Annotated in this window: 17 protein-coding genes and 5 tRNA genes; all 22 read right to left on the reverse strand. The window is 34.5% G+C overall.

The features are described 5' to 3' along the window. Positions 1-23 precede the first annotated feature (23 nt). Positions 24-395 carry a 50S ribosomal protein L7/L12 gene (gene rplL, locus ACJAZK_RS09350; RefSeq protein WP_028872922.1) on the reverse strand — a complete coding sequence of 124 codons (372 nt, stop codon included), beginning with the start codon at positions 393-395 and terminating at the stop codon, positions 24-26. A gap of 69 nt (positions 396-464) precedes the next feature. After that, a complete protein-coding gene (gene rplJ, locus ACJAZK_RS09355) occupies positions 465-986 on the reverse strand; it encodes a 50S ribosomal protein L10 (RefSeq protein WP_028872921.1) in 522 nt (173 codons plus the stop codon). A 20-nt stretch (positions 987-1,006) separates the two neighbouring features. Beyond that, positions 1,007-1,693, reverse strand: coding sequence for a 50S ribosomal protein L1 (gene rplA, locus ACJAZK_RS09360; RefSeq protein WP_028872920.1), 687 nt, complete (start codon positions 1,691-1,693; stop codon positions 1,007-1,009). Positions 1,694-1,704: 11 nt separating this feature from the next. Beyond that, positions 1,705-2,145, reverse strand: coding sequence for a 50S ribosomal protein L11 (gene rplK / locus ACJAZK_RS09365; protein WP_028872919.1), 441 nt, complete (start codon positions 2,143-2,145; stop codon positions 1,705-1,707). Between the two features lie 73 nt (positions 2,146-2,218). Further along, on the reverse strand, positions 2,219-2,776 hold the full coding sequence (gene nusG, locus ACJAZK_RS09370; protein ID WP_415223711.1) for a transcription termination/antitermination protein NusG: 558 nt from the start codon (positions 2,774-2,776) through the stop codon (positions 2,219-2,221). 20 nt (positions 2,777-2,796) lie between these two features. Beyond that, positions 2,797-2,988 (reverse strand): preprotein translocase subunit SecE, encoded by a 192-nt coding sequence (gene secE, locus ACJAZK_RS09375; protein ID WP_028872917.1) that lies wholly within the window; start codon positions 2,986-2,988, stop codon positions 2,797-2,799. 15 nt (positions 2,989-3,003) lie between these two features. Then, positions 3,004-3,076, reverse strand: a tRNA-Trp gene (locus tag ACJAZK_RS09380). A 63-nt stretch (positions 3,077-3,139) separates the two neighbouring features. Next, positions 3,140-4,327 (reverse strand): elongation factor Tu, encoded by a 1,188-nt coding sequence (gene tuf, locus ACJAZK_RS09385; RefSeq protein ID WP_415223712.1) that lies wholly within the window; start codon positions 4,325-4,327, stop codon positions 3,140-3,142. A 60-nt stretch (positions 4,328-4,387) separates the two neighbouring features. After that, positions 4,388-4,459, reverse strand: a tRNA-Thr gene (locus ACJAZK_RS09390). A 68-nt stretch (positions 4,460-4,527) separates the two neighbouring features. Next, positions 4,528-4,600: transfer RNA gene (locus ACJAZK_RS09395), tRNA-Gly, on the reverse strand. Positions 4,601-4,825: 225 nt separating this feature from the next. Beyond that, positions 4,826-4,907, reverse strand: a tRNA-Tyr gene (locus ACJAZK_RS09400). Positions 4,908-4,961: 54 nt separating this feature from the next. Next, positions 4,962-5,035 (reverse strand) — tRNA-Thr (locus tag ACJAZK_RS09405). A gap of 101 nt (positions 5,036-5,136) precedes the next feature. Continuing rightward, entirely contained in the window at positions 5,137-5,439 is a 303-nt protein-coding gene (gene hpf / locus ACJAZK_RS09410; RefSeq protein WP_028872915.1) for a ribosome hibernation-promoting factor, HPF/YfiA family, read from the reverse strand. Positions 5,440-5,466: 27 nt separating this feature from the next. After that, positions 5,467-6,357: a tyrosine-type recombinase/integrase gene (locus tag ACJAZK_RS09415; RefSeq protein ID WP_415223713.1), complete on the reverse strand. Its 891-nt coding sequence runs from the start codon at positions 6,355-6,357 to the stop codon at positions 5,467-5,469. Between the two features lie 146 nt (positions 6,358-6,503). Beyond that, positions 6,504-6,698: a 30S ribosomal protein S21 gene (gene rpsU, locus ACJAZK_RS09420; RefSeq protein WP_415223714.1), complete on the reverse strand. Its 195-nt coding sequence runs from the start codon at positions 6,696-6,698 to the stop codon at positions 6,504-6,506. A 90-nt stretch (positions 6,699-6,788) separates the two neighbouring features. Next, entirely contained in the window at positions 6,789-8,210 is a 1,422-nt protein-coding gene (locus ACJAZK_RS09425) for a carboxypeptidase-like regulatory domain-containing protein (protein ID WP_415223715.1), read from the reverse strand. Positions 8,211-8,277: 67 nt separating this feature from the next. Further along, positions 8,278-9,444 (reverse strand): acyl-CoA dehydrogenase family protein, encoded by a 1,167-nt coding sequence (locus ACJAZK_RS09430; protein WP_415223716.1) that lies wholly within the window; start codon positions 9,442-9,444, stop codon positions 8,278-8,280. A gap of 20 nt (positions 9,445-9,464) precedes the next feature. Further along, positions 9,465-10,343, reverse strand: coding sequence for a ComEA family DNA-binding protein (locus ACJAZK_RS09435; RefSeq protein ID WP_415223717.1), 879 nt, complete (start codon positions 10,341-10,343; stop codon positions 9,465-9,467). Between the two features lie 9 nt (positions 10,344-10,352). Beyond that, the gene (locus tag ACJAZK_RS09440; protein WP_415223718.1) at positions 10,353-11,942 is read right to left on the reverse strand and encodes an alanine/glycine:cation symporter family protein; all 1,590 of its coding nucleotides are present in this window, start codon (positions 11,940-11,942) and stop codon (positions 10,353-10,355) included. A 239-nt stretch (positions 11,943-12,181) separates the two neighbouring features. After that, positions 12,182-13,816 (reverse strand): alanine/glycine:cation symporter family protein, encoded by a 1,635-nt coding sequence (locus tag ACJAZK_RS09445; RefSeq protein ID WP_415223719.1) that lies wholly within the window; start codon positions 13,814-13,816, stop codon positions 12,182-12,184. Positions 13,817-13,910: 94 nt separating this feature from the next. Next, positions 13,911-14,930: a potassium channel family protein gene (locus ACJAZK_RS09450; protein ID WP_415223720.1), complete on the reverse strand. Its 1,020-nt coding sequence runs from the start codon at positions 14,928-14,930 to the stop codon at positions 13,911-13,913. A 3-nt stretch (positions 14,931-14,933) separates the two neighbouring features. Beyond that, positions 14,934-15,161: a PspC domain-containing protein gene (locus ACJAZK_RS09455; RefSeq protein WP_415223721.1), complete on the reverse strand. Its 228-nt coding sequence runs from the start codon at positions 15,159-15,161 to the stop codon at positions 14,934-14,936. Position 15,162: the final 1 nt, after the last annotated feature.

The following is a 15,162-nucleotide window of genomic DNA, read 5'->3' on the forward strand; positions in this document are numbered from 1 at the left end:
CGTAATTTGTAGGTTTGCTAAGTTTACTTAACTTCAACCTCTGCTCCTGCTTCTTCTAACTGAGCTCTTAAAGCTTCAGCTTCGTCTTTAGCAACACCTTCTTTGATTGCACTTGGTGCATCATCAACTAAACCTTTAGCTTCTTTTAATCCCAAACCAGTTAATTCTTTAACTAACTTTACAACTGCTAATTTAGAACCACCTGCGGCCTTAAGGATTACATCAAATTCAGTTTGCTCTTCTACTGCATCTGCTGCTCCAGGACCTGCTTGCATTACTGCTGCAGCTGCTGCTGGTTCGATACCGTACTCGTCTTTTAATATTGTAGCTAATTCATTAACTTCTTTTACTGTTAAGTTAACTAATTGCTCTGCGAAATCTTTTAAATCTGCCATTTTTCTACCGTTTTAATAATTTTAATAATTTTAATAAAATATAATTTGTTTAAGTGCGTACTTGCTTGATTATCCTTCTCTTTCAGATAATGTTTTGATAATACCCGCTAATGTTCCACCACCTGATTTAAGTGCTGCAATAACATTCTTAGCTGGTGATTGTAATAATCCAATGATATCTCCAATCAATTCTTCTTTAGACTTGATATCTACTAACATGTCTAATTGATCATCGCCAATGTATACAGCTTCTTCAATAAAAGCACCTTTAAGCAAAGGCTTATCAGATTTTTTACGGAAGTTCTTAATTACTTTAGCTGGAGCATTACCAGTTTCAGAATACATTACTGAAGTATTACCTTTTAAAACCGTTGGAAGTTCTCCGAAATCTCTATCAGAAGCCTCCATCGCTTTAATTAATAATGTATTTTTTACTACGCTTAATTGTACGTTTGCTTTGTAACAAGCACGACGTAAGTCTGAAGTATTACCTGCGTTTAATCCTGAGATATCTGCTAAATAAATATTTGCATTATCTGCTAATTGAGCAGTTAACTCTTCAATTACTTGTGATTTTTCTTCTCTTGTCATAATAATAAAGATTTAACTACTTATGCGAATTTAACATCAATTGCTATACTAGGACTCATTGTACTAGACATGAAAACACTTTTCATGTAAACACCTTTTGAAGCAGTTGGTTTCAATTTATTCAAAGTGGTTAACAATTCCATAGCATTCTCCTCTAATTTATCAGCACTAAATGATGCTTTTCCTATTGGAGCATGTACAATTCCTGTTTTATCAACTTTGAAATCAATTTTACCAGCTTTAACTTCTGCTACTGCTTTCGCAACATCCATAGTAACTGTTCCTGTCTTTGGGTTTGGCATTAGCCCTCTTGGACCTAATACTCTACCTAATGGACCTAATTTCCCCATGATAGCTGGCATAGTAACAATAACGTCAACATCTGTCCAGCCATTTTTGATTTTTTCTAGGTACTCATCTAATCCTACGTAGTCAGCTCCTGCTGCTCTAGCTTCCTCTTCTTTATCTGGAGTAACTAAGGCAAGGACTTTCATATCTTTACCTGTTCCATGTGGAAGAGAAACAACTCCTCTTACCATCTGATTAGCTTTACGTGGATCTACTCCAAGTCGTACTGCTAAATCTACAGAGGCGTCAAATTTTGTATACGTAATCTCTTTTAATAGAACTGTCGCTTCTTTGACAGAATATAATTTATTCTTCTCAACTTTAGCTCTAGACTCTTTTTGTTTTTTTGTAATTGCCATTTCAAAAATTTTTAGTTAGGTGACTCACCACCTTTAACTGTGATTCCCATTGATCTTGCAGTTCCTGCAACCATCTTCATTGCAGATCCAATATTAAATGCATTTAAATCTTGCATTTTATCTTCTGCTATAGCTTTAACTTGATCCCAAGTTACTTTCGCTACTTTCTTTCTGTTCGGTTCACCAGATCCTTTTTTTACTTTGGCCGCTTCCATTAATTGTACCGCAGCTGGAGGAGTTTTGATAACAAAGTCGAAAGACTTGTCTTTGTAAACTGAAATCACAACAGGAAGAACTTTACCAGGTTTGTCCTGAGTTCTAGCGTTGAATTGCTTACAAAATTCCATAATATTAACTCCAGCAGCTCCTAAAGCGGGTCCAACCGGTGGCGACGGATTCGCAGCACCTCCCCGAACTTGTAATTTAACTACTTTACCTAATTCTTTTGCCATTTTGAAAATTTTAATTTTGTACATCTTTATTGTGGAAGCAAAAAAGAAATACTTTCTATGTGTGTAACGATTATTATACTTTATCTACTTGCATATAACTTAATTCTAACGGCGTTTTTCTTCCGAAAATTTTCACCATTACCTCAAGTTTACGCTTTTCTTCATTTATCTTTTCAACAGTACCATCAAACCCATTAAATGGACCATCAATTACCTTAACTGTCTCTCCTATAGTATAAGGTATTGCCATATTGGAATCTGCTTCAACAGATAACTCATCTACCTTACCTAGCATTCTATTAACCTCAGTTTGTCTTAGTGGCACAGGATCTCCCCCTTTAGTCTCCCCTAAAAAACCAATTACATTAGTAATGGATTTAATAATATGAGGAACCTCTCCACTTAAGTTAGCCTGAATCATAATATAACCCGGAAAATAAACACGTTCTTTATTTATTTTCTTACCATTACGAATTTGGATAACTTTCTCTGTTGGAACTAAGACTTGATCAACAAAATCCTCTAAACCTAATCTAGAAATTTCATTTTCTATATAAGCCTTGATTTTGTTTTCCTGACCACTTACAGCTCTAACAACATACCACTTTTTATTTACGCTAGTCTCAGACATACTCTCTGTTATATTATTAGTTATATTAAATTAAAGTATGCCTTAATAACCTTACTAAAAACAGTATCAACTCCCCAAATAGCTAAAGAGAAAATGATTGAGAATACAGCTACTAACACGGTTAAACTTTGAGCTTCAGACCATGTTGGCCATGATACGTTATTCTTTAACTCGCCAAAAGATTCTTTTATATAATTTACAATTCCTGCCATCTGATTTCTTGTTTGCACGGGTTGAGAGACTCGAACTCCCGACACCTGGTTTTGGAGACCAGTGCTCTACCAACTGAGCTAAACCCGTAAATATTAATCAAGGCATCTTGCAAAAACAAGACACCTTAATTACTATTTATTTAATAAATATTTAGTCTAAAATTTCAGTAACCTGACCTGCTCCTACTGTTCTACCACCTTCTCTAATTGCGAAACGTAAACCGACGTTCATTGCAATTGCTTGAATTAGATCAACAGTAATTGTAAGGTTATCTCCAGGCATTACCATCTCAACTCCGTCAGGAAGCATAATGTTTCCAGTTACATCAGTTGTACGAACGTAGAACTGTGGACGATAGTTATTATGGAATGGAGTATGACGTCCACCTTCTTCTTTCTTAAGTACATATACCTCAGCTTTAAATTTAGCGTGTGGAGTAACAGATCCTGGCTTAGTAATAACCATACCTCTTGAGATTTGACTCTTCTCAATACCTCTTAATAAGATACCAGCATTATCTCCAGCCTCACCCCTATTAAGGATTTGACGGAACATTTCAATACCAGTAATAGTAGATGTTAATTTCTCAGCACCCATACCAATAATCTCAACTGGATCACCTGTATTACCTACTCCTGTCTCAATACGTCCTGTAGCAACAGTTCCACGACCTGTAATTGAAAACACATCCTCAATTGGCATTAAGAATGGCTTATCCATATCACGTACCGGCTCTTCAATCCAAGAATCAACAGACTCCATTAATTCCAATACTGTATCTACCCATTTTTGTTCACCATTAAGCGCACCTAAAGCAGAACCAGCAATTACAGGACCATTATCACCATCATATTCATAGAATGATAACAACTCTCTAATTTCCATTTCTACTAATTCTAATAACTCTTCATCATCTACCATATCCACTTTATTCATGAATACAACCATACGAGGAATACCTACCTGGCGACCAAGTAAGATGTGCTCGCGAGTTTGTGGCATAGGACCATCAGTTGCAGCAACAACTAAAATAGCACCATCCATTTGAGCAGCACCAGTAACCATGTTCTTTACGTAATCGGCGTGACCTGGACAGTCAACGTGAGCGTAATGACGATTTGCTGTTGCATATTCAACATGTGAAGTATTAATTGTTATACCTCTTTCTTTTTCTTCTGGAGCGTTATCAATCTGATCGAATGATCTTGCTTCTGAAAAACCTGCATCAGCTAATACTTTAGTAATAGCAGCAGTTAAAGTTGTTTTACCGTGATCTACATGTCCAATTGTACCTATGTTAAGGTGTGGTTTTGAACGATCGAAAGTTGCCTTTGCCATGTTTAATTTATTTAATCTTATTTATATTAGTATTCAATTTAATTATTTATTAGAAAAAAGAGCCAATGACGAGAATTGAACTCGTGACCTCTTCCTTACCAAGGAAACGCTCTACCCCTGAGCTACACCGGCTTTAAATTTGGTAAGCTAAACAGAAACGTCTACTTAAAACTAAATCAACAAAAAGCTAACTTAGTTAGAGCGAGAGACCAGGTTCGAACTGGCGACATTCAGCTTGGAAGGCTGACGCTCTACCAACTGAGCTACTCTCGCATTTTTTAACTGTTTTACGAATTAAAGGTTTCAATATTTCAAATGATCCCGATTAGCTAAGTTCATATTAACACAAACTTGAATTAAACCTCTTTCAAATTATTTTATTGATATGAATTACCTCGCTTTACTCGGCAATCTTGGATTGGAAATCCAATCCAATTAATTTTTAAAAGCAATATGACAAAAGCGAACTCTTAACTGCTGCATATTAAAAATAAATTGTGGGGAGAGCAGGATTCGAACCTGCGAAGACGTAGTCAGCAGATTTACAGTCTGCCCTCGTTGGCCGCTTGAGTATCTCCCCAATTTTAAAGAACTTTTGCTAAAAACAACTTTCGTTTTTCTTAGACTTTTTAAGAGCCGATGGAGGGACTCGAACCCACGACCTGCTGATTACAAATCAGCTGCTCTAGCCAGCTGAGCTACATCGGCTTTTATATAACTTTTAGGCTATAAAAAAAGTCCGCTATTTCTAACGGACTGCAAATGTAAAGATTTATTTATTTATTCAAAACATTTTTTCAAAAAAATTATCACATATGTGTTCTTAATTTTTCTTTTCTACGTTTTAACTGCCTTTCTAACGATGAAACTGCCATATCTGCCCCTTCTTCAAATGTTTTACATTGTTTTTTTACAATAAAACTATCTCCAGGTACTTCTACGCGCGCCTCAAAAATTTTATTTTCCTTATCACTAGTGTTTTCAACTTTCAAAAACACATCAGATTGTATGACCTTGTCATAAAACATATCTAATTTATCCATACGATTTTGAATAAAGTCAATTAGCTTTTTATCTGCGTTAAAATTCACAGCTTGAGTGTTTACCTTCATATTCGATCTTTTATAGGTTAGACAATATTACTTTTTACTTCTTGGATGTGTATTTGTGTACACTTTTTTCAGTTCTGCTATACTATTATGTGTATAGATTTGAGTTGCTGCTAAACTTGAGTGTCCGAGAAGTTCTTTTACAGCGTTTAAATTTGCACCTTGATTAAGTAAGTGAGTCGCAAATGAGTGCCTCAATATATGCGGACTTCTTTTTACTTTCGTAGATACCTTACTAAAGTAGTCATTTATAATTCTGTAAACAAGAGTTTCATAAATTTTAACCCCTTTTTTAGTTAAAAACAAACAAGAATCATCTATAATAATTTCTAAGTTATTTCTTTGCCCTAAATATGTCTCTATTGTTTTTATAACAGAATCTAACAAAGGGATTAGTCTTTCTTTATTTCGCTTACCCAAAACTTTCAATGTTCTATTGGACATATCAACATCCGAAAGCCTGAGCTCCACTAGTTCTATTCTGCGTATTCCCGTTGCATAAAACAATTCAATAATCAAACGGTTTCTTAAGCCTTCAAAATCTGTTACCGAATTAAGTTCATCTAAAACTTGGTGCAATTCTCCTTCGGAAAATGGCACTTGAATTTTCTTGCTGACTTTTAAAGCTTTATGCTTATTCAAAGGGTTTACCGTAATTGTATTAATTTTTAGAAGAAATTTATAATAGGTATTAAGAGAAGATGTTTTTCTGTTGATGCTTCGGTTGGAGACACCACTTTCAACGAGACTTACAATCCAATTTCTTATTTGCTGGTAGTTCACATCGTTTATAGTGTTCTCTTGAAATTCTAAAACTATAAATTTTTGAAATGCCTGTAAATCCGCTAAGTACGCCTTTAGCGTTAGTGGTGAATAGTTTTTCTCTAGCAAGAGATAATCTGAGAACGCTCTAAAAGACATGTGATATAATTTCCGAAGTAAGATTTTATTTATTACTTGAGTTTAGTGTAAATTTAAAAGTACAACCTTTTTCAATAGCGACTTGAGTATCGAGCAAAAAAAATCCTACTTGAATAAGCAGGATTAATAATTAAGAAAAGCAATACTTATACGGCTTCTTGATCTCTAAGATCTTGAGCATATTGAGCTTTTTTAACTTGCGCTCTGCGTGCTATAGACCGTTTTGTAAATTGTTTACGTTCTAGCAACTGGCTTTTAACCGTCGTCTTCACAAACTTGCGTTTATAGCGGTTTAACGCTCTATCTATATTCTCTCCTGATTGTATTGGAATTATTAACATAGTCCTTAACCTCCTCTCTTTTAGATTTTTTAAGGCTGCAAATATAAAAAGTAATTTAAAATACCCAACTTCTTTTTTTAAAGTTTTAATCTAGTCTCTAAATAAAGAAGCCCTTTGGCTTAGATCCTGAATCAATTTTTCGTCCTCTTCACTTTCTAAAAGCACATTATAATTTTTCCAGAATGCTTTATTATAGGGCTTGGGAGAGAAGATATCCATATCCCATTCACCATCGAGTTTCATTTTGATGATCTCTTTATCTAGAATTATTTCAGAAAATAGAATTTCTTGAACTGTGTAGTAATAACGTTCTTCTTTATTGTAACGTTCCTTTTCTTCATCACTTACTTTTTGATCCGTTTTAAAACCAACATTGACGAGTTTTGGAGTTTCGTAATAGATATAATTGGGATACATCTTATCTTGGTATTCTATGTAAGTCATCACTAATTTGTGATTTACCTGAGTATCAAATAAACGTTTACTTCGTACCTTTTGTGCTTGAGAAGCCGCCACGAGTTCATACTCTATCTTTTTAATTGCGTAATTATCATAATACACGTATAACCAACCTTTAGCCTCATATCCTGCGTTAAAAATGCCTTTAGTCTCTAAGTCTACTAATTTTGTGCTTTCTGAAATTTTAATTTTATAAATCTTTCTATCATTATCAACTAATATGGTGTCTAAATCAAAATGGTGTTTTTCTAAAATGTCCTCACCAAAAAGCGCCTTAGCATCTATTGAATTTCTCAGCAAGTTTAATTTTCCTTGAAATATATTTTGAAGTCCGTTAACTCTAGTATCATTCCACTTTATAGCTTTCTCTAATTGCGCTGTTGACAATTGACTACGTTTTACGTCTTTAACCTTTAGTCTACTGCGCTTTGCATTCTGGTTATTATAAGCCACATAATTAAAAATACTATCTATATCTCTAAGGTCGTAACTTTTTCTAACCTGATCGACATTGATTTTTAAATAGTCACTAGAGTTGGCTGCGAAGCCAGAATCATATACGGTTATCGCACTTTCTATAAGCCATTTAAACTCGACTTTGTTTCGTTCTTTATGGCGTAAAAATCCTTTTTGTATATACGCAGAATCAGGCAAATTGATAGCTAACTTCTCAATAGCTTTGAGCACAATATCATTTCCTGTTTTGGGACGTATTTCTGCAATTAGAATAATCTCATCAAGTGAGGCTACATCCTCTTCTAAATAAATATCTAAACTGTTATCAAATTCTATTACAGGAATCTTATAACTTTTATAACCAATAGAGGAAATGATTAAAGTATCTTTTGCAAATTCCTGAGGAACTTGTAATATAAACTTACCATCAGAATTACTTACCGTACCAATTGTTGTGTTTTTAACATAGATACTGGCACTCTCTATTGGTGCAAGCATTGAGAAATCGAGAATTTTATTTGTGATTTCAATTTGTGATGCTGCGCCAAATGATAAAAGTAATATCGTTACCCCTAAACCATTTTTGATATATTTCATTACCATACTAAGTGTTCTTTTAATTTACGAGGGAACAGTTTGGTTGTTATTTTTCCGAAGAATAAAATCAGGTTGCAGGCTTATAATCTTTATTATCTAATACCATCTTCGCTATTATTTCACGTAAAATCTCTGATGTTCCACCACCAATTGGGCCCAATCTACTATCACGAGCCAATCTTGCAAGAGGATACTCCTCCATATAGCCATAACCTCCTAAAAACTGAAGACACTGGTAGATTACCTCATCTGACATTTTTGTTGAACGCAATTTAGAAATTGTAGCTTCTTTAACCACATATTCACCATTATTAAGACGATCTGCGATAGCATAATTGAATTCTTTACACATCAACATGTCTGCGTAGCAATCTGCAAACGTATGTCTTAAGGCTTGGAATTTATCGATAGTTTTCCCAAACGCTTGACGTTCGCTCATATATTTTTGAGCATAATCTAAAGCAAATTCCGCACGAGCGTGCGCATTGATTCCCATGATTAATCGCTCTAAAGCGAAATGTTGCATGATGTAAGGGAAGCCCTTATTTTCCTCACCCATTAAGTTAGACGCAGGAATGATTACATTATCAAATGCAATCTCACCCGTATCTGAAGCTCTCCAACCTAATTTATCAAGTTTTGTAGCGGAAACTCCTGGTGTCTCGCGATCCATTACAAATATGCTAATCCCTTTATTACCAAGCTCAGGATTTGTTTTTGCACAAACCACTAGATAATCACTATACACTCCATTTGTAATAAATGTTTTTGAACCATTAATCACATATGTATCTCCTTTTTTAACTGCAGTTGTTCTCATTCCTGCAACGTCACTACCACCAAATGGTTCTGTAATACAGAGACAACCTATTTTATCTCCAGTGATACTTGGTGCTAGGTATTTTTGTTTGATAGCGTCATCACCTTCTTTATTAAGGTGAGTCATTGCTAAATAGGCATGTGCCCAAATTGCAGCTGCGAACCCACCAGAATTCACTTTCTGTAATTCCTCAAGTAAGATCACTGTATAAAATAAATCGAGATCCATTCCTCCATATTCCTCAGGATATGCAATACCAAAGAAACCCATTTCACCAAATTTCTTCCAAATAAAACGTTCTATATGACCCGTTTTTTCCCATTTTTCAATATGGGGAACAACTTCCTTCTGCAGGAAATCTTTTAAACTTTGTCTAAATAATTCGTGTTCTTCAGTGAAATATCTACTACTCATAAATTATTATTTTTTTATATCTAATCGATTGTCAAATATAACCTAATTATCTCACTTTTTTTAATAGGAAAACCTTTAACTTTTGTTAATTCGTCTAAGGTCTTGAAACCCTCTCTAAGTGTTCTTTGCTCTATGATATTATGGGCAATCTCGTAATCAATGTACTTTATAGTCACCAATTGATCGAGGGTAGCCTTGTTTATATTGATTTTTACAATCGATTTTGCTGTTTTAACTGTAAACTCGTTTAATGCACGTTCAATAACTTCTGCTGATAAGCCATACACTTCTTGAAGCTGAACATCTGCAACAAAATCTCCATATTTTGTTCTATACGCAACGATGCGTTCAGATAGCTTTTCTCCTATACCATAAATACGTTTGAGTTGAGCTGCACTTGCTGTATTTAAGTCTTGTTTTTGAGCAAAGGTCTTAGGTGTCGCATTATTTGAATAATTATTGACATAGTTTGTTTTAGTTTTAGGATTAGTCACCCAGTCTGGAAATTTAAAGTAAGGCGATATTTCAGCTAAAAGCGAATCTGATATTTTGGTTACTCTCTGAAAGTCTTTCGAGGAATTGACCCATTTATTGGTCTCTCTAAACAGGTGAAGTCGGTCAATTTCTTCATTAGACATTCCGATTGAATAGCCTTTAAAATCGGTAATATAATTTGGATTAAAAGGAAATATCACTGGTTTTGAAGCTTCTAATTTCTCTAAACGCAGAGAATCTATCTCTGCTTGAAATTTAAAGATATCCTGTGTATTAACATCAAACTCTTCCGAATAAAAATCAACAAAATAATAGATGCATTGCACTGCCAATATAAGGAGTAACAACAAAAAAATCCCACTTCTCTGTTTTCTTGTAAACCAGAAGTGGGATTTAAAATTCATTATTTTAATTTATGACTTATTAGCTTTAATTACTGCCATATACCTGTTTAGTTCTTCTTTCACTTTAGGAGCCAAGAGAATCAAACCAACCATATTGGGAACCATCATCGCGAATACCATTGCATCTGAGAATCCAATTACCGAATCTAAACTTGCAGCTGCTCCAATTATAACGAACACGCAGAAAATTACTTTATATGTATATTCTGTCTTTTTACTTCTTCCAAAAAGGTAAGTCCATCCTTGAAAACCGTAGTAAGACCAAGAGATCATAGAACTAAAAGCAAATAACACTACTGCAACCGTTAAGACATAAGGAAACCAACTTATTACACTTCCAAATGCTCCTGAAGTCATTAAAATTGCTTCTGCATCATTTGAAGGACCTGCTCCTGATAAAGAACCCGTAATAATCAAAACTAAAGCTGTCATAGTACAAACCACAACCGTATCAATAAATGGTTCTAATAATGCCACCATCCCCTCACTTGCTGCATATTTTGTTTTTACCGCAGAATGCGCAATAGAAGCCGAACCAATACCTGCTTCGTTTGAAAATGCAGCACGTCTAAATCCTTGAATTAAAACTCCTACAGCACCACCTGCAATTCCTTCTGGACTAAAAGCACCATTCCAGATTGCCGCAAAAGCACTTCCTATCATATCGTATTTTGCGAAGATTACGAATAATGATGCTGCCACATAAATTGCCACCATAAATGGTACAATTTTATCTGTTACTTTGGCTATTTTTTTAATACCTCCAATAATTACAATACCCACAAGTATTGCCATCACTAAACCAAATGCCCAACCATATCCGTGTAAAAAGGACTGCTCACCACCTGTTATATTTTCAACCAATTGGAATGCTTGATTTACTTGGAACATATTCCCCCCTCCAAATGAACCACCAATCACAAAAATGGCGAATAAGACTGCCAATACTTTGCCTAGACCACCAAGTCCTTTTTCTTTAAGTCCTTTAGTAAGGTAATACATGGGGCCGCCGTAAACGGTTCCATCTTCTGCGATATCTCTATATTTTACACCAAGCGTACATTCTACAAATTTAGATGCCATACCAAGAAATCCTGCTACAATCATCCAAAATGTTGCCCCAGCCCCACCAATAGAGACTGCAATTGCAACTCCTGCAATGTTACCTAAACCCACAGTTGCTGACAAAGCAGCTGTCAACGCTTGAAAATGTGAAACTTCTCCTTCGTGCCCTTCTATAGCTATTGTTTCTATAGCATCTCCCCCTGGTGTAGAATCTCCTGCACCTATTAAAGACTCATGATGATCTAACTCATCATACTTTCCCCTTACAATATTTACAGATGTAAAAAAACCTCTAAAATTGATAAAATTGAAATAGACGGTAAAATATAAGGCTCCTAAGATTAGCGGAAACAACACCCAATACACACTTACAGTGTCTGTAAATGGGATTTGATAAAATATAAGTTCTACAAACCATCCTGTAGCGTCACCAAATTTCTCATCAATAACCTCGTCAATACCCTTTTCAGAATCTTGAGCAACGATTAATATAGGTAATGCGAAAGCAACAAATGAAAGAAGAATTTTCTTCATAAGATTATTTATTAATTAATTTTTTAAAATTAGTAGAGCAATATATAAAAAATAAAGCATCTCTTACAAGTAAAATTAATTCCAATGGCGTTTCGCAAGAAAGAACATCAAAAAACCAACCTATATTATCCCGAAAAAAAATATTCTTTTTCGGGATAATATAGGTTGGTTTTTTAAGTAAACGTAACGTTCTATTTATAACGTTTCATGATAACTAATCAACAAAGGATTAACTAAAATCATTCTTTTTTAGTATGACCTATAGCTATTAAATAGCGTTTTATTTCTTTCTTCACTTTTGGAGCTAAAATTAATAATCCGATAATATTTGGGAATACCATAGCGAATATCATAGCATCAGAAAAATCGATAACAGAACCTAAACTAGAAGAAGCTCCAACAACAGCCATAATTAAAAATAATGATTTAAAAACTATATCAGCAAACTTACCTCTTCCAAATAAATACGTCCAACCTTGTAATCCATAATAGGACCAAGATAACATACTTGAAAAGGCAAATAAAATAACTGCAACTGTTAATACTATAGAGAAATTTGGAATAGCTGTCTCAAATGCCAATGAGGTTAAATCGACACCTCCAATACGTTCTCCATTAGAATTTAATAATACTTCTTTACTAACAACATCACCATAAGCGAATAAACTGTTCTTTAAATTTACTATTATAATCACCAAAGCTGTCATGGTGCAAATAACAACTGTATCAATAAAAGGCCCAATAGATGCTACAATACCTTCACTTGCTGGGAATCTTGTTTTTACAGCAGCATGAGCTATAGATGCTGATCCAACTCCCGCTTCGTTAGAAAATGCGGCTCGTTGAAACCCAACAATCATAACTCCAATTATACCCCCTAAAGCCGAATCCGCCTTAAAAGCACCATCCCAAATTTCTAAAACAGCATCGGGAATTAATGAAAAATTCATAAATATAATAACGAGTGAAGCGCCTACAAAAATGATAGCCATAAAAGGAACTACTTTTTCTGTTACTTTACCAATCCTTTTTATACCTCCTATGATGACTAATCCTACTAAAGCAGCCAAAACTACTCCAAACCAAAATCCTGCAGAACCCGAAGTTGTATTTGCTAAAATTTTAAATTGTGCAGCAGCTTGATTTGCCTGGAACATATTCCCCCCACCAAATGAACCACCAACTACCATAATAGCAAAAAATACAGCCAATATTTTACCTAAAACGCCAAGTCCTTTTTCTTTAAGTCCTTTTGTTAAATAATACATGGGACCTCCATAAATTTTCCCATCTTCACCCACTTCACGATACTTAACACCTAAAGTTGCTTCAACTAATTTTGATGACATACCTAACAATCCAGCCAGAATCATCCAAATTGTTGCCCCTGGACCTCCAACTGCAATGGCTACAGACACACCAGCAATGTTACCTAAACCAACTGTTGCGGACAAGGCTGCGGTTAAAGCTTGAAAATGTGTGACTTCACCAATGACGTCCTCTTTTTGTATGGTTTCAAAAGAATCTCCATCATCATTAGGCGTTGAATCACCAGCAACTGTTTCGGCAACGTGATGATCAATTTCGTCGTATTTCCCGCGAGTTGCTCTTATAGCAACTCCTAATAATCTAAAGTTTGCAAATCTATTATAGATCGTAAAATATAGGGCTCCTAACAATAAAATAATTATAACTATTGGAACATCTCTACCAACAATACTTATTGGGTAAAAAACAATAGAAGATACGACGTCTGAAACCGGTTTAAACCATGCTTCAATGCGCTCATCCATACTAATCTTTGAGGTTGATTCTTGTGCGAATGTTAAAATGGGTAAAATAAGTGTGAAAATTGAAAGTAGACCTTTCTTCATAAAAATTATATTAGTTAGTATATTTTAAATCAATAGGGCAAGGTGCTAAAAAAAAGCGAGTTGTTGAAACATCTGCTGTTAAAACAAAATTTGACTACGTGATATTGTAAACAGAATTAAGCTTCTGAATTTGTTCAGGTCTTCCCAGAACAATTATTTTTGAATTAGGCGCTAATTCTAAATCAGCTTCAGGATTAACGATGTATTCACCGTTACTGCTCTTATAACCAATAACATTACATCCTGTTTTTCTGCGAAGATCTAAGTCCCTAATCGTTTTAGCATTTGTAGCATCATACAATTTCTCAACTGGGATTTGCTCAATATTGATGTTAGACTTCCCTACGATAGACAAATTATCAATAAACTCAATTAAATCTGGAACTACAACTAAGGAAGCCATGTGATCACCTCCAATTCTATCTGGTAAAATAACATTATTAGCTCCTGCCAATTTTAATTTTTTATAAGACGTTTCTTGAGAAGCGCGACTTATGATATTTAATTTACTATTAATTTGTCTTGCAGAAAGCACGACAAACAAATTATCTGCGTCATTTGGTAATGCAGAAATAAGAGTACTCGCACGCTCAATACCTGCTTGTAAAAGAACCTCATCCTCATTAGCATTTCCTAAAACAAAAGGTACCATCTCATTTTGAAACTTCTCTATGATTTCTTTGTCCCTTTCAACCACAACAAAAGACTTATTATAAGCTAATAATTTTTTCGCGGCTTGTTTCCCATTTCTTCCATAGCCACAAATAATGATGTGATCTTTAAAACCGTCAATTTTCTTTTGCATCTTTCTTTGTTTTAGTTCTTCAAAATTGTTTTTGCTTAAAATATATTCGGTAATGACAGTAATGGCATACCCTAAGATTATAACGCTAGTCAAAATTAAGAATATCGTAAATATTTTGGCATTATCATCTAAGGGCTGTACTTCTCCAAAACCTACAGTGGTAATAGTAATTACAGTCATATAAATCGCATCAACCCAAGTATAATTGGACATGATTTTAAAACCTAAAACACCAATAAAAAGCAAGAAGACTAAGAGAAAAACTGCAGTATAAATCTTCTTTCTAAAAAATTTAATTAATGGATTCATAGGTTACAGGTCAAAAACAGATGAGCGTTTTGTATAGACAATATCTTTTATTTTTATCCAGAATGCGAAGAATAAGTATAAGGCAAAACCAAACCCCAGAGTAACAAACGTGAGGTACATAAATGATGTTCTTACAATTTTTGCTCTAATTCCAAAACGGTCTGCAATACGCTGACAAACGTAGTAACCACGTTTTTGAAAATAGTAAAGTATTTGATAAAATAATTTCACA

The organism is Psychroserpens sp., from assembly GCF_047633235.1.
Classification (GTDB): Bacteria; Bacteroidota; Bacteroidia; order Flavobacteriales; family Flavobacteriaceae; genus Psychroserpens.